Source organism: Ferrimicrobium acidiphilum DSM 19497, assembly GCF_000949255.1.
Lineage (GTDB): Bacteria > Actinomycetota > Acidimicrobiia > Acidimicrobiales > Acidimicrobiaceae > Ferrimicrobium > Ferrimicrobium acidiphilum.
Map to the genome: position 1 here is coordinate 1 of NZ_JXUW01000032.1, position 20,267 is coordinate 20,267.

The following is a 20,267-nucleotide window of genomic DNA, read 5'->3' on the forward strand; positions in this document are numbered from 1 at the left end:
CTCCTATGACATAGATAAGATCTTTGGCTGGTCTTGAGGGTTGGGGCCAGTTGCTATGGTTGGGATACTTGGTGGGATAGGGACTCATCCGTTTGCGAATCACACGGGGGTTGGAGCGCAACCTTCGTTTTGGGAGCACTTGGTCAAGGATTTGACAGCTTGCGCGGCTGAATGCTTCAGCGAGAACTTGAGGGGGAAAAACCCGGACTGGTTATAGCACTGGTGCGTACCGTCCGGAGAGAGCCAACAAATGAGAGCGCCACTGGGTCCCCTCGTGTGGATGCCGATACGTCATACATGAGTTCCCTGATGCCAAAGTGAAGGGTTAACATCCCCCAGATCTCCTGGTAGACGAGCTCGGGAGACTGAGACCGTAACACTCTTCGTGCCTCCGACTGATGGGTCTTTAGTTCATCAAAGGCCGATTCGATCTCCCAACGTTTGGAGTAGAGTGCCGCTAGTTCATGAGCCGGTGCCACCTCGGGATCGGTGATGGTGCAAAAGAGCCTGTAGAAGAGATCCGGGTCCTCCCCTTCGGTGATCTGGTACTCAATCACCCTGAGCAGAAGCGGACTCTTTCTGCCCCTGTCCTTATGGTGATAGACGTTGCCAAGGTAAGAACCATCCTCGAGTTCGGCGACCGTCTCAATTCGGTAGTTGCTCTTTGCCCGCCAGAGGAGTTGGGCACCGGTGTTGGCAGCTCGCTGCCAGAGGTCGTAGCCAAAGAACCCTCGGTCACCAAGACAGAGCATCCCAGGTGTGAGCTTATCGATGACACCTTTTGCAAGAATCTGTTCGGCAACGCTGTAGGGGCCTACATTGGCGGCAAAGATCGCATGGGTTCCACACTCTAAGAGGCCGACGATTCTCGCCTTGGCATAGGCGGCTTGACCAAGCGGAGTCGTTGGCTTTGTAAAGTGAGCGAGGTTCTCTGGGGTGTCAGCGACACTAAGGCTCGTTCCATCGATCGCAACCAGGCGTAACCCGCGGTAGAAGGCACCGGTATCACCAGGAGCTGCCAGTGGCCTTGCAACCGCCTCATAGAGTCTCTTCATGGGCTCTGCGCCGAGGCGTAGACGAGCCTTAAAGATCGCCACCTTGGAAGGGACGTTCCAAGAAGACTGGAATTGATCCATCCACCGCAACCCCTCGCTCAAGTGACGCATGACCTCCTCGTAGGAGTCCTGGGGATAGAGCGAAAGTGCCAAGACGTAATAGATCATCACCCGTGATGGCAACAGACGTACGCGCTGTTGGACCCTGTCGGTTGCGACCAGTATCGAATCGATGAGATCTCTCCCAAAGGTGCGGGTAAGAACCCCTATGGAGAGATGATCGGTCAACCGTGAGCCCTCTGGTTGTCGTTTCCACCCGGGTCTTGGCATCGGCACCTCCCGAGACCCAGTATAGCACTGGAATGGTACTAAGTTAACGGTATTGTACTAAGTCGTCATCTACCCAGGCAGGGTCTACGACGACGAGTTTCCTCGACTGAGCCTCAAGTGCGGCTTCTATGTATTCAGCTCCAAACCGGCAGAAACGATCTCGATGCTCAACCAAAATTGTGCTTACTTTTGGATCTTTCAGTAGAGACAAGAACTTACGCCTATGCCCGCCAAAAGCTGAACCAACTTCTGTGACTACACGATCTATTGAGTACCCATGCTCTGTAGCCCAAGTAAGGACTCTGGCAACCTGACGATCTAGGTCTGGCTTTTGATCCGCAGAAGACACTCGCGCATATCTCACGGCAGACTTAGGCACGGATGGTTGTGACTCTAAGTCTCGAACCAATATGAGTTGGCCAACTTTGCGGGCAGGTACAGGCAAAGTACCGGCACGATACCACTTATATGCCGTTTGAGGATGTTTACCTTGGGAGAGTGCCCACTCACGCAGGTTCATTACATCCTATTGTAGTACATCTGTACGTCAACTGTTGGAACCCCATTGCGTTGTTCGAGCGCGAAGATTCTAGATCCAACGAGTGTGAAACTGGCATCGGATGAGAACATGAAGCAGAGGCTACCAAATTACTGCCGATTCGACGACACAGGAGTACCTAACGCGCCACGGTCCGTATCGAGGATCCAAATCCTCTTATTGGGACCAAGATTGGGGCGATATCTTTGCTCCCATGCAGAAATAGCTGGGCCGTATTGTTGTCCGGCGGGCATCTGATGGTAAAAGTTAGAAGGCACGTCCGTAGGTCGGGGGTTCGCGTAGATGAGCAACGCAGAGTTGAGAAAAGGCAGGTGCAGAGGCCAAAAACTGTAGTCGCTTTCTGTTACTGCTATGATGAAGAAACGCGAAGGATGGAGTGCTGACGTGCCTATGCCAGCGAGAGCAGTTGCAAATAGAGTTGCCTTCACGGCGGGGCTCATTAGCTTGGCGTTTTTCCCTGCTCCACGTTCGATATTGACGAGCGCTTCGCAGGCGCAACTTCAGAACAGAGCTACCCAACTCAGCCAGCAGATTAGTGCGCAGTCGAGTGAGATTCGCGCGGTGGCGGTGCAGGCCGCTAGCGCACGTGCGAGACTCGTAACCGATCAGGCGAATCTCGCAAAGGTGAATGCCCAACTCTCCCGGTCGCGTGCCGAACTCGCTGCTGAGAAGCAACTCCTGGTGAGTTATGCGATAGCGAAGTTTACCGATGCCCCAGGTTCGAGTGCGGTCATTGACGCGTTGAACACGAATCAGAATAATGTTGCAACACAGTCCACTTACGAGAACGTAGCTAGTGGCTATGTGGTTAACGTGATCACTGCCTATCGGCGTGATCAGCAAGCTGTAACGGCACTCGTCGCCTCGGATGCCCGTGATGTTGCGGCTGCATCCCAGACTCAACAGAGCTTAGCCCAGGACCTGGTCTCGTTGCAGTCAGGTGTGGCGAGAGAGCAGGCAACTTTGACATCGGTGCACGGTCAGATCGCCGTGCTCGTACAGCAAAGACTCCAACAGGAGGCTGTCGCGCGACAGCAAGAACTAGCTCTCGCAGCACGTCGAGCAGCCCAGCAACAGGCAGCCCAGCAACAGGCAGCCGCTCAGGCAGCCCAGCAACAGGCAGCCGCCCAAGCTGGACCGCAACCGGCAGCCCAGGGAGCGCCGAGCGCGGTCGGAGTGAGTACTGCGGTCTCAACCGGAGGTGCTGGCAGTCAGTGGGGAGGTAGTCCAGCTCCCCCAAGCTCACAAGCGTTCGCCGCGCTACGCAATTGCGAGTCTGGAGGCAATTATCAAGACAACACTGGAAACGGTTATTACGGCGCTTATCAATTTTCGGCCTCGACATGGGCAGGTCTTGGATTCAGTGGATTGCCATCCGCTGCGAGTCCTTCTACGCAGGATCAGGCAGCTCAAATAGAGCAACGCCAGGCTGGATGGGCCGCCTGGCCGGAGTGTTCCCTGATTCTTGGTTTGGACTAGACGTCTGCGAAAATGATTGTTCATGAGGACATGCCGGCGAGTGGCCGTCAGTGTGTCAAGTGCAAGGACCGAGTGAGGTGATCAGAAATTTTGACATCGGCTTGGATGGAGACTAGGATCAGTCCAAAGGGTGATGGAGTCCACCTTGCAACGCCGAATTGGCTGATGACTCCTCTGATAAGGTGTAGCCGCTGCCGCAAGGTTAGTTGGGTGTGTCGAGACGGAGGAGTCGTTAAGTAGTGAGCGATGTGCTGCTACAGATCGGTCAAGTGCTGACTATATTGTTGCTTTCGCCGTTGATACACGGGTTTATAGTCTTTGCCGAAGAACGAGTGCAGGGGAACCGCGGACCATCGATCTTGCAGCCTTACCGCGACCTCTGGAAGTATTTTCATAAAGAGCAGTTGGTTCCAGACTCAGCTTCATTTATCTTCTGGCTCACTCCCATCGTCGCCTTTGTTGCGATGATGATCGTTCCGATGTTGATTCCAGTCTTAACTAATTTTCCTCTGCCACTCTCAAACATCGGCGATATTCTGGGAGGCGGTCTGATCTTGACGCTTGCCGCCTTCTTTATAAGTCTCTCGGGGCTCGACGCAGGTCATCCTTTTGGGGGCATGGGCAGTTCGCGGGAGTCCATTCTGGCGATACTCGCCGAGCCCAGTCTTATCATGGTCTTTATTGGCATCACTCTGTTGGCAGAGTCGATGTTGCCCTTCGTTGTGAATCACCTTCTGGTCACGAGCTTGGCCACCTATCTCAGTCCAGCCCACCTCTTTTTTGTGGCTGCATTCTTGATCTTGCTCACTGTGGAGACTGAGCGATTGCCAATCCACTCCTCGATCCACTACGAGGTCTACATGATTGGTGAGGCACGAGTCCTTGAGTACTCAGGGCCCATGCTCGGCCTCCTGCGTTGGTCGTCGTGGATGAAGCAGGCAATTCTCTATACGATTTTCTTGAATGTGCTTGCTATTCCTTGGGGACTCTCATCGACTGGATCGCTCCCCAGCGTACTGCTAAGCGCGGTTGTGCTCGTTGGAAAGTGGTTGATTGTAGCGGTCATCATGGTGGTGATTGAGACTGTACAGTCGAGGTTGCGATTCTTCCGTTACCAGGAGCCGCTCGCGCTCGCCTTGGTCTTGGCGGTGCTCGCCGTAGTAGCAAGGCAGGTTCTATGAGGCAGGCAGCATGCAAGTAATACCACACCATCCGATTGTGGTGGCGATACTAAGCCTTTCCCTCTTTGTCGTTCTGATTCTGAGTTTCGTCATCCTTGGCTCTCATTGGGTGCGCAATCATGTCTATGCGTTCGCGCTGCAGTCGTGGGTGATCGCGGCGATCTCGATCATTGTTGCCGCATGGGGGCATTATCCGTTGCTTTACGGCATCGCCGTACTCACGATTGTGATTCGGGGTTTGTTGATTCCTTTCTTGGTCACAAGGCTGCTCGACCGTACTGGAGTTGGGCGGGAACAGACACCGATTTTTCGTTCGAGTTCCACTTTGGTGGTCGGTGGGATTCTAGTCATCTTGGCTTTTGTCATAGCCGAGGAGGTGCATAACCAACTGCCGCGGCTATCGTCTGTGGGCATACTCGCATTCACTGTACTCCTCGGTGTTGAGTTCATCGCATTCTTGACGCTTGCACTGCGGACTGAGGCGTTGTCGAGCCTTCTTGGTCTTCTGATGATCGAGAACGGAGTACTCGCTGGATCATTGATTCTCGTCCCCGGGCTTCCTTTCTTCCTCGAGATCGTGTTTCTCTTCGACCTGTTAGTGATTATCGCCACCTATGCGGTGCTTGCTCGTTCCTTGCGAAGTCGCCTTGGTGTTACAGATGTCCGCATCATGAGGGAGTTGACCGGATGATTTGGACTCTGATCTTCATCATCCTGGCTGTCACCGCCGCAGCGGCACTGCTCTCTATCGTCGCTCCTCGGCCCGTCGTGGCCGAGTCTGCAAATCAAGCGGCGGCGGCGATAGATCTGGTCCTAGTCCTCTGGTTACTTATTATCGTTCCGAGCCGAGGCGTGGTTGGAGTCGACTCGTTGTTGTTGGTCGATCCGTTTGGCGTTTGGGTGTTGGTATGTCTAGCTGTCGTCTATCTGTTTGCAACCGTGTACGCCCGAGGATATCTTCGAGAACAGGGACGATCCCCGCGTTCGCTCAAGGTGTTCTACAGCCTGTTCGCCTGTTTTGCGTTGATCATGATCCTCTCTCCTATCCAGAACAATCCTGGGCTCTATTGGGTCGGAATTGATCTGACTACGCTGGTGAGTGCGGTACTGGTAGGACTTGAGCCAAACCGACGCGCGATCGAGGCGGCTTGGAAGTACCTGGTCGTCGTGGCTGTGGGGTTATCGCTTGCTCTGATTGGAACTATTTTGTTCTACTTCGCTGGAACGTTCATTCGCGGTGAGAACTATCCAATGACATGGGCGAGTTTTGAGGCTATCGCCCCGAAGGCTGATCCCTCTCTTCTCTTGGTAGCGTTCTTGCTCGTGCTCGTTGGTTTTGGCACCAAGGCAGGGCTCGCGCCGATGCACACCTGGTTGCCGGACGCCCACTCTGAGGGCCCAACTCCTGTCTCGGTAATGCTCTCGGGTGGGTTGTTGAACTGTGCAATGCTGGGGATAGTCCGCTACCTAGGGGTTCTACGCAAGACGAGCATGGGCGCTGATGCTAGCAGGGCACTCGTTATTCTGGGAGTCGCCAGCCTTGTGGTCGCGGCTCTCTTCATTACACGCCAGCGTGGTATCAAGCGGCTGGCGGCGTACTCGAGCGTCGAGCACATCGGGATCATCGCTCTCGGATTTGGATTTGGTGGTGTGTTGGGGACTGTAGGTGCGCTCTACCAGATGCTCAATCATTCACTCACCAAGTCTGCGGTGTTTTTTGGTGCCGGCAACGCAATTGAGTCTTATGGAACCCGCCAGATAGCAGGCGTCCGTCGGATCGCGGATAGGTTTCCAGTAATGGGAGCAGCCTGGCTCGCCGCAGCGGTGGCGGCTGTGGGTGCCCCTCCGTTTGGACTGTTTTTAAGTGAGCTCACCATTGCTCGTGGTGGCATCGTGAGTGCGAACCCCTGGGCCGTTGGTGTGATGGGTGTAGCTCTGATCGTCATATTTATCGGCTTTATGGGTCACTTCCGTAAGATGTTCTTCGCCGGCCCACGTCATCATCACCCCCATGACGGTAGTGTTCACGCATTGCCGATAACCTCGGTGGCGCCGATGCTGGTGGCGGTGACGATTGTCCTGGTATTGGGTGTATGGTGGCCGCATCCTCTATGGATTTACTTTACCCATATCGCTGCTACGTTTGGTGGCCGCTGATGGCGACATGGAATGAGATCGTCTTTAGCGATCCCTCTCGGTTGACATCGCTTTTATCGGATCTAGCCGTCGATCCGACAACGCCACCGCGAACCTATAGGAGGTTGCAGGCCATCTGGGGTCGCCGAGTTGAAGACGGTATTGAGCTTAGTTATCTCGCAAGTAGCGAGGCTCGTGAGCCATATCGGTTATGGCGGCTTCTGGTGCCGCCTGGGGTGAGCGTGCCGTCGCTTGCGTTGTTGATACCGTCGGCAGGATCCTACGAGCGCGAAATCTCTGATCTTTACGGAGTCGAGTTCGAGGGAGCACCTGATACCAGGCGATTCGTTCTCCACGAAGGGGCACGAGTGCCAGCAGCGTTCCTAGAACGACAGTCACAGTACTCTACGCCTTTCGAGTTCGCCTCGACCGCGCTAACGATGCCGACTGTCGGTGATGCCAATCTGCAGCAACTGCGTTTTGGGCCTGTGCGTGCTGACGTAGTGGAATCTGCGAGCTTCCAATTTTCCTATGCCGGTGAGGGTATAGTCCATTTAGAGACACGATTGTTCTATAAACACCGAGGAATGGAGACTCGCTTCGAGGGCAAGTTGCCGCATCAGGGGGCACCACTAGCGGAACGAGTGTCAGGGATCGACAGCGCAGCCCATGCCTTTGCGTTTGCTCTCGCATGCGAGGATGCCCTTGAAATTAGCGTTCCAAGGCGAGCCCAGCAGTTGCGTGCTCTACTCGCTGAGCTTGAGCGTCTCTACAATCATCTCCAGTATTTCGGGCTGTTGTCGAAGTTGACAACCCTGAAGGTTGCCGACGCCGAAGGACACTACCTTGGGGAGCTTGCCAAGCAGTTGAATGCGCGTCTCACCGGCAGTCGATTTCTCCGAGGGCTGATTGTGCCAGGTGGTTTGCGCAGGGATCTGGATACGGATGGACTAAAGGAGGAGCTCGCGGAGCTCGAAGAGAGGGCAAGAACCTATCTCAATGCGCTCTCTGGCACTCGGAGCTACCTAGATAGATTGGAGACGACCGGAGTCCTTGGCACCCAGATGGCGCTTGCTCAAGGCGCGACTGGCCCAATTGAGCGAGCCAGCGGACTCGATAGGGATCTTCGGCGCGACCATCCTTACAGTGGCTATGGCGACCTCCAGTTCATTGTGCCCGATGCGTCAGCTGGCGATGCTCGCGCTAGGGCTCTTATCAGAGAGTATGAGATTTTTGCTTCGTTCGCCATCATCGGTCAGCTCGCCAACCAGCTTGTGGATGGTCCAGTCATGGCTGACAGCAACGGAACTGGGATTCCGGATGCCGTCGAGGGTCTCGGGTGGGTAGAAGCGACGCGAGGCACCTTGATCTACGCCGTCTATCTCGATCATGGCAAGTTGTCCAGAGTCAAGATCAAGGAACCGTCCTTCTCAAACTGGCGAGTCTTTCCCTACACCGTAGATGGTACCAACATGATGGATTACGCAATCAACGAGGCCAGTTTTGGGCTGTCGTTGGCTGGAAATGATCGTTAGGAGGTCGTAGCGATGCCTGCATGGACATATCGCGGGCTCCGAGGTGGAGTGAAGACGGTTCCGTGGCCAGTCGATGATGTCGATGGGATGACTGGGTTGCCGGAGCCGATCGTGGATGGGTGCCCTGATGGTTGTGATCTCTGTGCAAGCAGCTGTCCGACGGAGGCGATCTCGGTTGTCGGTGGCTTGGAGCTCGATCAAGGGTCGTGCATCGGTTGTAATTTGTGCGTGGAGGCGTGCCCGGAAGGAGTACTTATACTCCCGTCAAAACTGACGCGCGCCAGCAACGATAGAGGTGGATTGCGGCGGCATGTTAACTCCACTGAGATCTCGGCGGAGTTGGTTCCGAGTGGCGATCGACGGCGGTTGCGCAAGAGTTTGTTCGTGCGACATATCGACTGTGGTTCCTGCAACGGTTGTGAATCAGAGATCTCTGCCCTCGATAACCCATACTATAACCTGCATCGTTTCGGTGTTTTCTTTACACCCTCCCCTCGCTTTGCCGATGTATTGTTGGTCACTGGCCCTGTAACGAATCCCATGTACGAGCCGCTGATCTCGACTTACGAGGCGATGCCGGAGCCGAAGTACGTAGTCGCCACTGGGGTCTGCGCTATCTCAGGCGGGACCAATGGCGGCGGATATAACGCTCATCAGGGGTTGGAGGGCATTCTTCCAGTTGACCTCTGGGTGCCGGGGTGTCCGCCACATCCGATTGTGCTAATCGATGCCTTGCTTTCGCTCGTTGGACGTGGACGGTGAGTAGTTCCCAGATGGCGACCTTAGGCATGGAGATAGCCGCGGCCTTGTTCCTAGTTGGGATCGTGTCCAATCTCATCAGGGTCTCACCGAAGGCGCCGATCGTCGCCCGGTTGGCTGTCTTGCTCGGTGTCGTGGTCGGTTTCATCTCCGACATGCTCGGATTGCCGAACGGGACGAGCACCTTACACCTCTTTGTCCTGGAGAATCAGCCACTCGTCTGGCGGATGGATCCCGCAGCGCTGCTGATCCTTGCTCCTGCTTGGCTGGCAGTGGTGATCGCTGTGTGGGTGCGTCGTGAACCAGGGAGCTGGTGGTCTTTTGGTGTAGCACTTGCGTTACTGGGCGTGCTCTGTTTGACGGGACTGAACAACGGTGCATCGATGATCTTTGGTTGGGAACTCATGAGCCTGGGCGGCGCCGTCATGATCTTGTCGAACAGGGCCGATGGCAAAGGCTCTCGGGCGACGCTCTCGATGTTGGCGTTGCTAGAGGTCGGGAGCGTAGCGTTGATTGCAGCGGTAGCACTCCTTGGACCTCACCTTGGGTTTGCAAGCTTTCGTTCCGATTGGGCTGCGCGTGGGGTGGTTGTCTCGGCGATAATAGGTCTACTATTCCTGGTGGGCTTTGGGGCAAAACTTGGAGTTGTTCCCTTGTACTCCTGGGTTGCCGATGCCTACGGTTCCGCCGATGGACCGACAGGTGCTGTTCTTTCCTCGGTTGTCTTGAATGCTGCCTACTTTGCTCTAGGTCGGGCGCTGCTCCTTTGGCTTCCAGTCCATGCGGGTTCGACACTTTTCCTAGGGGTGGTAGTGGCAGGCGCTGGAATGCTTTCGGCGATTGTAGCCATCCTTTATGCCTTTCAGCAACGCGATTGGCGCCGTTTGCTCTCACTTTCAGGAGTTGAGAACGCCGGTATTGCGATCGCTGCCTTGGGAGCGGCGCTGATATTTCAGGCTGGTGGTCAGTCGGAGCTTGCGGGTCTGTGTTGGCTGATTGGGATTTTGCACCTGATGGGTCACAGTCTCGCGAAGGCGAGTCTCTTCATAGCCTCGCATGTGAAGGCGGAGCGTGACGACAACTACCAAGTCGAGCAGACGGGAGTCGCCCACGAATTTCCGTGGACGGTCGGAGTGGGTGGCTTGATCGCCTCGATGAGCCTTTCAGCGATGCCGCCAGCTATGGGTTTTGTGACCGAGTGGCTCCTCTTCGAGGCACTTTTCCATGATTTCACGCTCACCTCGCTCGCGGGACGGACGACGCTCATCCTGGTGGGGGCTGGGCTTGCTCTTTCAGCGGCGCTCTCACTCGCCACATTCGTCAAACTTTACGGAGTTGGTCTCCTGGGAGCTAGGCGTGACGGGAAGGCTGTCGGGCTCGCGAATCGACTGGGTGTGATCATCCTCGGTTTGGCGAACCTAGCTGCGGCTATCAGCCTTGTTTTTTGGGAGCCGATGATGCGCCGAGCCTCCTGGCCGGATCCTGCCAGTGCCAAGGCCCTAGTTGACGGGCTGTTGATCGTTCCTCTGTCCAGTGGGTTCGCATTTATCTCACCTGTCAAGTTCGTGATCGTCGGAGCATTGTTCGCCATCCTACCGATCCTCTTGGTGGTTCGACGTTTCAAGCCCCGGCGTGTGCCTCCCTGGAGTGGGGGAGAGGTGGTTGATATGGCGGCGAGTGCCACGACTGCGTTTGCCTTCTCTAACCCCTTGCGCACCGTCTATTCATTCCTTTATCGCCCGAAGACCGAGACGGAACGAAGTTACCGCGACAAAGGGTATGTACTTGAACAGCTAAGCTATCACGCCGCCGAGGCGCCAATGGTTGGAGCTGGGCTGATCGAACTGCTACGAAGCGGAGTCAGTCGACTGGCAAGGCTGTTTAGCCCGCTGCAGAGCGGACAGCTGAACGCCTACCTGAGTTACCTGCTTGTACTGTTCTTGATCGCAGTCATCGCCATCTTTATCCACTGAGTTGAGTCGACAGCAGCTGCTGTCGCAATTTGGGTGCGTCTACACTGGGCCATGATGGAGTCTAAAATCTACTACCGACCGCTAAGGCAACGCGTGTGTTAGTTGTGAGATCGGTTCGTCAATGACGTCGCTTCCAGGCAAGGGAGTGTTGATTGCAGGTACTGGCTCCAACGTTGGAAAGTCGTTGATAGTTACAGGGTTACTGCGTTGGTGCCATCAGAGAGGGATTATGGTTGCGCCCTTCAAGGGGCAGAATATGGCGCTCAACTCTGCGGTTGCGGTTGACGGCGGTGAGGTTGCGCGAGCCCAGGCCGTGCAGGCTCGTGCAGCGGGGGTCGACTTATCGGTCTTGATGAACCCGGTGTTGATTAAGCCAACCGCTCCGTCACGCTCGCAGCTGATCGTGGGTGGTCAGCCTATCGGTGAGATAGGCAGCGGTAACTGGGTGGCTACTAAACGAGAGTTGCTAACGAGGGTGGTTAGTGCCTATGAGGAGCTTTCCTTGAGCCACGAGCTCGTCATCGCCGAAGGCGCTGGGTCAGCCGCAGAGATCAACTTGTTCGATGGAGACTTAGCTAACCTCCGTTTCGCTAAGGCTGCTGGAATCGGGGCGGTGGTGGTTGGAGATCTCGAGCCTGGTGGTGTTTTTGCCTCGATCTATGGCCACTTCACGCTCATTCCAGATCAGTATCGAGCGATCTTGCGAGGTTTTATCATCAACCGTGTTCGTGGAGACGGTGCGATTCTCGAGGCGGGCATCGAGACGCTGGTAGGGCGACTCCAGACGCAATGGTTCGGCAATCTGCCAATAATCGAGGGTTATCTTCCAGGAGAGGATGCGATCAATCTTGGGGTCACACGGCTAGCTGCGTCCACGACAGAGTCGACGTCAGCGTCGCACGTTAGCCAGGGTCATCTCAGGGTCTGCGTGGTGGAGGTGCCGTACTTGGCCAACTACACCGATTTTGATCCGCTCATCCTGGAGGCGGAGGTTGATCTTCGCTTTGTCCGTCGACCTGATGACCTAATCGACGCTGACCTAGTGATCTTGCCGGGGACAAAGGCGACCGTTTATGCACTCGAGTGGTTGCGGGCCAATGGATTTGTACCGGCGTTGGAGAGGTTGCTAGATAGAGGTGGTTGGCTCCTTGGCGTCTGTGGTGGATACCAGATGCTGGCGACGGATATCGAGGACTCGGTTGAGTCATCGGTTGGCCACGTCGACGGTATTGGCATGCTCCGGGCCAAGGTGGTCTTCTGCGAAGAGAAGGTGTTGGCAAACGTCGTTGGGTCGGCACCGAGCTTTGGGGACGCGAGCATCACTGGCTACCAGATCCATCATGGAAGGGTAAACGCAAGAGAGGATCCGCTTTTTCGGTTGACGGCTAAACCGAGAACCGCAGAGGTAAGCGGTCAGCTTCACTTGATGGAGGAGGGGGCTTGTCGTGATGGCCAAGTCTACGGCACAAGCATCCATGGCATCTTCGATGACGATAGTTTTCGAACCTCATTTCTCTCCTCTCTTGCCCGAGCACGCGATCGTGTCTTCGTGAGTCACCTGTGCTTTGAGATCTTTGTCGAAAAGAGTATCGATCATCTTGCCGAGGTGCTCGACACGAGTCTTGATGTAGAGCGACTTCTAGCTCTCGACCAACTGGGCCGCTAGCCTGGATCCAACGTGTACCGGGAGGAACGAGTGGAGAAGTTTGTCTATCTGACCAATGCAGATACCGAGGTGTTGGCGCTGCGTAGTGTGTGGGAGGACTTGCCGGAGGAGTTTGCTCTATATGTACGCCAGATCGACTCCATCTCTGGGGTTGATGATCTGCTGGATGGTTCTCGTATCGTTGTAATCAGGTTGCTCGGTGGAGCCCAAGCGAGCCGTTGGTTTCCTGAGCTTGCTCGTCAGTGTCGGAGCCGTGGTATCCCCTTCGTCTGCTATCCGGGAGACAACGCACTAGACCGTGAGATGATGGATGCGTCGACGGTATCCGCGGGTATTTGGGAGGAGGGGTTTCGTTATCTAGTCGAGGGAGGGGTCTCTAACCTCAGCAATCTCGTCCGTTTCCTCTCCGACACCGTTACGCGAACCGGATATGGTTTCACAGCTCTCGAGGAGATTCCATCCTTCGGTTGTCTCATGAGGGCAGCTCATGAGGATCCTCGTGGTCGAGTTGCACTGATCATCTATCGTGCCCATGTGATATCTGGAAACCTCTCATTTGTGCGAGATCTAGTAGACGTCGCCGTGGCCAATCGGTTGGCAATCGATGTCTACTACGCCTACTCGCTAAGAGTTGGCGATGGTGAAGCCTCGGTTGTCGACTTGGTCGGTGCGACACAGCCGGATGTAGTGCTGGCAACGGTGCTAGCCGCTGGCCATGCCGATGCTCTCGCATGGGAGGCGGGCCAGCTCGCTACGCTTGGAGTGCCCGTACTCCAAGCTCTGATCTCCACAACCCCACGATCTCGGTGGCAGGAGAGTCAAGCGGGGCTTCGCCCCATCGACGTGGCGATGAACGTAGCGATGCCAGAGTTCGATGGGCGTATCATCACCATCCCGGTGGCCTTCAAGGAGTTGATCGATGAGGATGAGGGTTTTGGAGCAAGCATCAGCGCCTATCGTCTCGACCGGGAACGTACCCAGCGACTGATGGAGTTTGTACTAAGGCTAATTCGGCTTCGCAGAAAGGCGAACGTCGACAAGCGTATCGCTGTGGTGCTGTCTGCGTACCCAACCAAACGTTCACGACTAGGAAACGCAGTAGGTCTCGATACTCCCGCGAGTCTGATGGTGCTTGCGAAGCGCATGGCTAGCGAGGGTTACCTGATTGAGGAGTTGGAAGATGATGCCAATGAGCTGATGGCGCAACTCGGGGATCTGATCGATTACGAGCATCCAGCCGTACGAGCACACGGTGGCATTGGTCTCGACGTCGATGTCTATACCGCCTGGTTTGGAACACTGCCAGAAGAGCTTCAGCAGGCTGTTATAGCGAGCTGGGGGCCACCACCTGGATCGATCTACCTGGAGAATGATCGGCTCGTGTTCCCGGCGCTTCAGTTCGGGAACCTAACCGTAGCCATCCAGCCGCCGCGAGGTTATGGCGAGAATCCAATCGCAATCTACCACTCGCCCGAGCTTCCTCCGACACACCATTATCTGGCCTTCTATCACTGGTTGGAGTCGATCGTTGATATAGATGCACTATGTCACCTCGGCAAGCACGGAACTGCAGAGTGGCTGCCGGGCAAGTCGGTGGGGATGGGGCCCACCTGCTATCCTGACACTATTCTTGGGACTTTGCCGGTGGTGTATCCGTTCGTGATTAACGATCCAGGTGAAGGGACGCAGGCGAAACGACGCACACATGCTGTCTTGATTGGCCACTTGGTCCCACCGATGACTCGCGCTGAGAGCTACGGTGACCTCGCTCGTCTCGAGATGTTGATGGATGAACATCAACGCATTAGTGCGCTTGATCCCAGCAAACTCCCGGCTATCCGAGCCCAGATCTGGGAGCTGATCGAGAAAGCGAAGCTCCATGAGGACATGGGGGTCACCGATGCACCAAATGTTGAACACGATCTTTTTGATGAGTTTCTTCTGCATGTAGATGGTTATCTATGTGAGCTAAAGGACTCCTTGATTCGAGGTGGGCTCCATATATTGGGCTCACCGCCGATTGGTCAGGCACTTATTGACATGCTTGTTGCCATCACTAGGGTGCCTCAGCTCGATGCGATTGCCTTGCGTCCGCTGGTGGCGGCCAAGTCATCGGCCCCAACTCGCCTTGAGGTAGACGAGGATGATGAACGGGTTACCGAACTCCTGTGGGCCTTTGCTGATCACGACTTTGCAATCGAGGTCTTCGATGACGAGCAGTTCTGCCATTCGCTTGGTCTTACCTACCCGATCAGCAGCGAGCTGCGCGGTGTACTTGGTTGGATCGGTAGTGTGCTTGTACCCAACTTAGCGGCGACATCAGGTGAGGTCGACGCGGTTATGGCTGCGTTGGCAGGTCGAGCAGTGGCTGCCGGGCCGTCGGGGGCACCGACACGAGGGATGGCACACGCCTTGCCAACGGGCAGAAACTTCTATTCGGTCGATCCTAGATCGTTGCCAACCCAGATCTCGTTTCTGACTGGCCAACGCTTGGCTGATGCGATGCTCGAACGGTTTAGACATGAACACGAGGGTCGATTCCCACGCAGTATCGGAGTTGTGCTGTGGGGTACGGCGGCGATGCGAACAGGAGGCGACGATATCTCGACGGTCTTGGCATTGTTGGGAGTCCAACCGGAGTGGGATGCGATCTCACACCGCGTGAGTGGACTCACGCTGGTGCCGATCGCGGAGCTTGGTCGCCCACGAGTGGACGTCACCTGTCGAATCTCCGGTTTCTTTCGTGACGCGTTTCCGTCAGCGATAGATCTCCTCGACGAGGCCTTTGAACTCGTTGCCAAGGAGGTTGCTGAAGGCGAGCTCAACCCGGTTGCCCAAGCGGGAGTGACGGAGAGGATTTTTGGACCTTCGCCTCGGTCGTATGGGTCAGGGATCCTGCCGCTGCTCGAGAGTCGATCCTGGCATGATGATCATGATCTCTCGGAGGTCTACCTGACCTGGAGCGGGTTTAGCTATTCACGAGGCGGATATGGTGTGCCGAACCGCAGTCGCCTCGAGGAACGACTCAGCACGCTAGAGGTGGCATATAAGGCCCAGGACAATCGAGAGCACGATATTTTTGACTCCGATGACTATCTTCAGGAGCACGGTGGCATGGTGGCTGCGGCCCGAGCTTTGGGTGCCGCCGGCGTGCGGGGCTATTTTGGAGATTCAGCCAATCCTGAGCAGCCAAGGGTGCGTGGAATCGAAGAGGAGGCTGCGAGGGTGGTGCGTTCTAGAGTTTTGAATCCGAAGTGGCTCGATGCGATGATGACCCATGGCTACAAGGGTGCCTTTGAGATGGCGGCAACCGTTGACTACCTTTTTGGCTACGATGCGACTGCCCATGTAGCGAAGGACTGGATGTATGACGCGGTGCACGATAGCTACGTGAAGGACGCCACTCGGCAGCAGTTCCTCGCCAAGGTCAATCCGACCGCGTTGGTGTCGATCTGTGAGCGATTGCTCGAGGCTCATGAACGCGGTATGTGGGCCGCATCCAAGCAGAGAGTCGCCGATCTGCGTCGAACGATCGTAGGTGTAGAGGGCGATCTGGAGGAGAGCGGACGATGACGAATCAACTCTCCTTCTATGGTGTTGTCGGTCAGCATCAGGCAAAGCTGGCGTTGAAGCTCCTTGCAGTTGATCCGACCATTGGTGGTGTCCTTCTGATTGGTCCACCGGGGTCGGCCAAGACGACGTTGGCTCGCGGGTTGGCTTCCTTGCTTGGCAATGACGCTCCCTTTGTCGAGATTCCGCTTGGCTCCACCGAGGATCGCGTGAAGGGTAGTATCGATGTCGCATCTGTCCTCGCCGAAGGTGAGGTGCGGGTTCATGATGGACTACTCGCGATGGCAGACGGTGGGGTTCTCTACATCGATGAGATCAACCTGCTCGCCGACCATGTCGTGGACCTCATTCTGGATGCGGCCGCGACAGGGATTAATCGCGTTGAGCGTGATGCACTTTCGGTTGTGCAGCCAGCACGCTTCTCGCTAATTGGTACCATGAATCCAGAGGAGGGCGAGCTACGTCCACAGCTGCTGGATCGCTTTGCTATGATCGTGCAGGTCGATCCGTTGATGGAGGTTGAGCAACGAACACTCGCCTTGCGGCGTCGCATATATGCCGACCTCGATACCGATATCGAGGGACCGGATATGGATGAAGAGGATCCCAGTTTGGGAGGCTCGATCGCCGAGGCTCGAGCTCTCCTCGCGAAGGTGTCACTCGATGCACAGCTCGATGAGATAGCGCTCCGCTGCGTGGAACTCGGTATTGGGTCGTTGCGTGCTGATGTAGCCATCGCAAAGGCTGCCAGGGCGCATGCCGCTCTTCACGGTAGAGCCAGCGTGGGATCCGACGATGTGGAGCGGGTGATTGAGATGATCACCCCACATAGACAGCGACAACTTCCCCAGCGCACCAATACGCCTTCGCAGCCACAAGCCCAAGCTGGGTCCAAGGGGAACGAGCCTCAGGTCTCCGAGCGCAACGAGGTCAATCGAGATAGCCATGGCGCGGATGCCGCTGCCAACAACCATGAGGAGGGTGACACCGAGACTGCCGACGATCGGTCTCCGAACTTTGGCGACCGTTTGGCGTCGCTGACGAAGCTGGCAGGAAGCACAGAAGGCCAGGGTGCTGAGATAGCTCGCCACCATGAGGCGCGCCGACCTGGAGCTTTCTCGCTCACTCGCACGATTGTGGCTCGGCTGGAACGCGCTGGCGAGGGTGGGTTGGGGGTGGAGGATATCCGTTACGTTGATATCGAGCGCGCGTTGAAACGCTGCGTGGTATTCGTGGTGGATGTCTCTGCGTCGGTCGCGGGTCGTGAAGCGACGGCTCTGGTCGGCGAGGCGATCGAACAGCTGCTCGGGACCGCCTATCGGGAGCGTGCACAGGTAGCAGTGGTCTCATTCGGTGGTGATAGTGCGCAAGTGAGCTTGCGGCCCACGCGGTCGCTTGAGGTTGCTCGCACCAGGTTGCTTGGGTTAGAGCGTGTTGGAAGAACGCCGTTGGCTCGCGGACTCGCTACCGGTCGCGGACTCGCACTCGACCTACGACGCCGAGGAACAGAACCGCTTTTGGTGGTTTTGACAGATGCACGCCCGAATGAGGCAGATGGCGTAGATCCGTTTGTCGCTGCGCTTGATGAGGCTCGACGCCTAGGGGAGGCCAAGCTCGACACAGTCGTGGTGGACATAGAGTCGAACGGCTTTCGTTTAGGGTTTGCCGAGCAGTTGGCAGATATTGCTGGCGCACTCTACGTGCAAGCTCAAGCCTCTTGAGGTTGGCTCGAGGAGGTCGTAGTGGGTAGGTCAATAGTACAAAAGGCGCACTTGGTCGCCTTGAGTGGGATGCTGCTCAGACACGCCGGACAAGTCATTGTAGGCGAGGCGGAGCTCTGAAACTTGTTCTGTAGCTTGCCCAGTGGACGAACTATAAAGAAGAAGACAACGAAGGCGATAATCACAAGCGAGATCAGTGCATTTATTACTTGACCATAGCGAAAGACACTCCCACCAACGTGGAATGCGAGCTGGCTAAAGTTGACTTTACCGGGGATAGTTACCAGTGGAGTAATGATGTTGGTAACTAAAGACTTCACAAGTGCCCCAGCTGCAGCCCCGATGACGACCGCTACCGCGAGTCCAATGACGTTGTATTGGATAAGAAAGGCTTTGAACTCCTTCAGCATTAGTTCTCCTCTTTAGAGCTAGTGAAGTGGTGGTGTCTGATAGTGCCGCGACGTACTCATCCGATCAGAATAGACGACACGAAGACAGCAGTATCACGAGTCGGTGCTAATCATTGAGGTTCGAAGAGCACTTCTGGTTGTGTGAAGTGCCTCCACCGAGTTGGGGAGTTAGAGAATTGCGTGCCGATCTCGCCCTACTCGATGCGTGCTAATTGAGTCGGCATCGTGTTTTGGGACGAGATCGCTTAAGCGATGGAGGACTGTGATCTTTGCTAGTGTTTACGCAGCGTTAAGAGCTGAGCCAGATTGCATATCCACCGCCGATGCTGTCTAGCCTAAAAATGGCTGCAGCGACAAAAGGAGGTTCAGCTGTCTATCGAGCCGGTTCGGCGACCACGCTTAGCAAGATCCAACTGGGTATGGCCACTGACTGCTTGCCTAGCCACGGTTGGCGTTGATCTCGGCACGACAGCCTGGGCTACTACATACCTACGCAGTCAAGAGCCATCCTTCATGGGTGGCGTGATCAGGTTGCATATTGTCTACAACACCGGGGCTGCTTTTGGGTTGGGCCAAGGACACGAGTGGCTAGTTGAGGTTGGAGAGGTTCTCATTCTCACACTGCTTGGGTTCCTGGTGCGCAACACGACTCCATCCACTCGAGTCGGAGTTGCCCTAGCGATTGGAGGTGGCGTTGGCAATCTGCTGGTGCGGTTAACTGGGCCTGATGGGCCCTTCAATTCTCCAGTGGTCGATTGGATCCATCTATCTTTCTATCCAGCGACCTTCAATCTCGCAGATGTTGCCCTCAGGATCGGAGTGGTAGTCGCTATTCTCGGCTTTATTTTTGATAACCGACACCAGCGTGTGTCTGAACGCCTTCGTGTTCTAGGTAGCGATCGCGAGGGTGGTGAGTAGATGCGGTTAGTCGGCAGTCAGTGTTGATCGAGAGATTGATAGCTTGGATTCGGGAACGGATGGAGCGTTGGACCCTCTATCTCGTGCTCCTTGTTGGGGCCATTGCTCTCTGGTTGCCAGCTCCTGGAAGAGCATTAGACCGGGGTGATTATGTCTATATTACGCTCGCGGTCTTGGTGTTCACCGCAGGGTTGACGGTCGATCTTGCGAGTTTTGCCGCGGTCCGAAGAGGTCGATGGCGGATGCTAGCTGTTTTGGCAGCAAGCAGCGTCCTCCTTCCGTTACTCGCGTGGGGGTTGAGCCAGCTCGTTAGCGGTCAATTACGCGATGCCATGTTAGCAGTGGGGGTAGCCCCGAGCGAGGTGGCCTCGCTCGCACTTGTTGGGTTTGGCGCAGGCGATGTGGTGACCGCAGCAGCGTTGGTGCTTGCCTCGACGCTGATCACTATTGCGATGGCTGGTCCGTTACTTACGTTGTTTGCGCATGCGTCGCATCTCGACACGACCGGACTTGCAGGAACGTTGGTGCTAGTGGTTGCCATTCCTTTGCTTCTAGGGGTGGGAGTTGGGACCAGATTGGCTCCTACCGGGATTACGCGAGCCATCGCGGCAATCGTCGGTAATCTGGCTCTGTTGATGCTGATCTGGGAGGTGGCGAGCCAGGTGGTTCCTGAGGCTGCTTACCTGATTGGTACATTGTTGTTGATCCTGTTTGTGATAGGTTGCATGCTTATTGGCGCGGCACTGTCATTTGGCACATCGAGGTCGGTCCGTATCGGAATTGTTATGCCGGTAGCTATTCGTGATTTTGCCATTGCCGCAGGTATCGCTACGGCCGCCTTCGGAGCTAGCACGACCGGACTGCTCGGGATCTACGGACTATTAGTTTTGGTTTTCGGGACCCTCGCTGCTCGTATTCTTTCGAGTCGCCTCTCGCCAGGCTAGCTGCGCCAACCGTTTTGCATCGGCTAGGTTG

At 55.8% G+C, this 20,267-nt stretch carries 14 protein-coding genes, 1 pseudogene and 1 riboswitch; of the genes and pseudogenes, 12 read left to right on the forward strand and 3 right to left on the reverse strand.

The window, feature by feature from the left end; all coding sequences use genetic code 11:
• Positions 1-176: 176 nt before the first annotated feature.
• Both FEAC_RS12095 and FEAC_RS12100 read right to left on the reverse strand, forming a co-directional pair.
• Positions 177-1,385, reverse strand: a complete 1,209-nt coding sequence (locus tag FEAC_RS12095) for an IS4 family transposase (RefSeq protein ID WP_052566340.1) — start codon at positions 1,383-1,385, stop codon at positions 177-179.
• Positions 1,386-1,437: 52 nt separating this feature from the next.
• Positions 1,438-1,905, reverse strand: a pseudogene (locus tag FEAC_RS12100) (IS607 family transposase); the annotation flags it as partial.
• A 429-nt stretch (positions 1,906-2,334) separates the two neighbouring features.
• Here FEAC_RS12100 and FEAC_RS16180 point away from each other — a divergent pair.
• The 10 genes from FEAC_RS16180 (at position 2,335) to FEAC_RS12150 (ending at position 17,964) form a co-directional block, all read left to right on the forward strand.
• Positions 2,335-3,423 (forward strand): transglycosylase family protein, encoded by a 1,089-nt coding sequence (locus tag FEAC_RS16180; RefSeq protein ID WP_052566342.1) that lies wholly within the window; start codon positions 2,335-2,337, stop codon positions 3,421-3,423.
• A gap of 120 nt (positions 3,424-3,543) precedes the next feature.
• A riboswitch (Fluoride riboswitch) is annotated at positions 3,544-3,605 on the forward strand.
• Positions 3,606-3,662: 57 nt separating this feature from the next.
• A complete protein-coding gene (locus tag FEAC_RS12110; RefSeq protein WP_035390928.1) occupies positions 3,663-4,604 on the forward strand; it encodes a respiratory chain complex I subunit 1 family protein in 942 nt (313 codons plus the stop codon).
• Positions 4,605-4,614: 10 nt separating this feature from the next.
• A complete protein-coding gene (locus FEAC_RS12115) occupies positions 4,615-5,295 on the forward strand; it encodes a hydrogenase (protein WP_035390927.1) in 681 nt (226 codons plus the stop codon).
• A complete protein-coding gene (locus FEAC_RS12120) occupies positions 5,292-6,761 on the forward strand; it encodes a proton-conducting transporter transmembrane domain-containing protein (protein ID WP_035390925.1) in 1,470 nt (489 codons plus the stop codon). Before FEAC_RS12115 ends, FEAC_RS12120 begins: the two co-directional genes overlap by 4 nt.
• Positions 6,761-8,275 (forward strand): hydrogenase large subunit, encoded by a 1,515-nt coding sequence (locus tag FEAC_RS12125; RefSeq protein WP_081901206.1) that lies wholly within the window; start codon positions 6,761-6,763, stop codon positions 8,273-8,275. The genes FEAC_RS12120 and FEAC_RS12125 overlap by 1 nt, the downstream gene beginning before the upstream one ends.
• A gap of 12 nt (positions 8,276-8,287) precedes the next feature.
• Positions 8,288-9,037, forward strand: coding sequence for an NADH-quinone oxidoreductase subunit NuoB (nuoB, locus tag FEAC_RS12130; protein WP_035390923.1), 750 nt, complete (start codon positions 8,288-8,290; stop codon positions 9,035-9,037).
• Between the two features lie 11 nt (positions 9,038-9,048).
• On the forward strand, positions 9,049-11,007 hold the full coding sequence (locus FEAC_RS12135; protein WP_152623235.1) for a proton-conducting transporter transmembrane domain-containing protein: 1,959 nt from the start codon (positions 9,049-9,051) through the stop codon (positions 11,005-11,007).
• A 121-nt stretch (positions 11,008-11,128) separates the two neighbouring features.
• Positions 11,129-12,673 carry a cobyric acid synthase gene (locus FEAC_RS12140; RefSeq protein ID WP_052566343.1) on the forward strand — a complete coding sequence of 515 codons (1,545 nt, stop codon included), beginning with the start codon at positions 11,129-11,131 and terminating at the stop codon, positions 12,671-12,673.
• Between the two features lie 30 nt (positions 12,674-12,703).
• On the forward strand, positions 12,704-16,246 hold the full coding sequence (gene cobN / locus FEAC_RS12145; RefSeq protein WP_035390919.1) for a cobaltochelatase subunit CobN: 3,543 nt from the start codon (positions 12,704-12,706) through the stop codon (positions 16,244-16,246).
• Positions 16,243-17,964 carry an AAA family ATPase gene (locus FEAC_RS12150; protein ID WP_035390918.1) on the forward strand — a complete coding sequence of 574 codons (1,722 nt, stop codon included), beginning with the start codon at positions 16,243-16,245 and terminating at the stop codon, positions 17,962-17,964. The genes cobN and FEAC_RS12150 overlap by 4 nt, the downstream gene beginning before the upstream one ends.
• Here the strand turns inward: FEAC_RS12150 and mscL are convergent.
• The gene (mscL, locus tag FEAC_RS12155; RefSeq protein ID WP_052566344.1) at positions 17,952-18,374 is read right to left on the reverse strand and encodes a large conductance mechanosensitive channel protein MscL; all 423 of its coding nucleotides are present in this window, start codon (positions 18,372-18,374) and stop codon (positions 17,952-17,954) included. The two genes, FEAC_RS12150 and mscL, sit on opposite strands and share 13 nt — an antisense overlap.
• A 375-nt stretch (positions 18,375-18,749) precedes the next feature.
• Between mscL and lspA the strand changes: the two genes are divergently transcribed.
• A complete protein-coding gene (gene lspA, locus FEAC_RS12160) occupies positions 18,750-19,292 on the forward strand; it encodes a signal peptidase II (protein WP_269078280.1) in 543 nt (180 codons plus the stop codon).
• 59 nt (positions 19,293-19,351) lie between these two features.
• Positions 19,352-20,236 carry a hypothetical protein gene (locus FEAC_RS12165; protein ID WP_035390912.1) on the forward strand — a complete coding sequence of 295 codons (885 nt, stop codon included), beginning with the start codon at positions 19,352-19,354 and terminating at the stop codon, positions 20,234-20,236.
• The last annotated feature ends 31 nt before the right edge of the window (positions 20,237-20,267 follow it).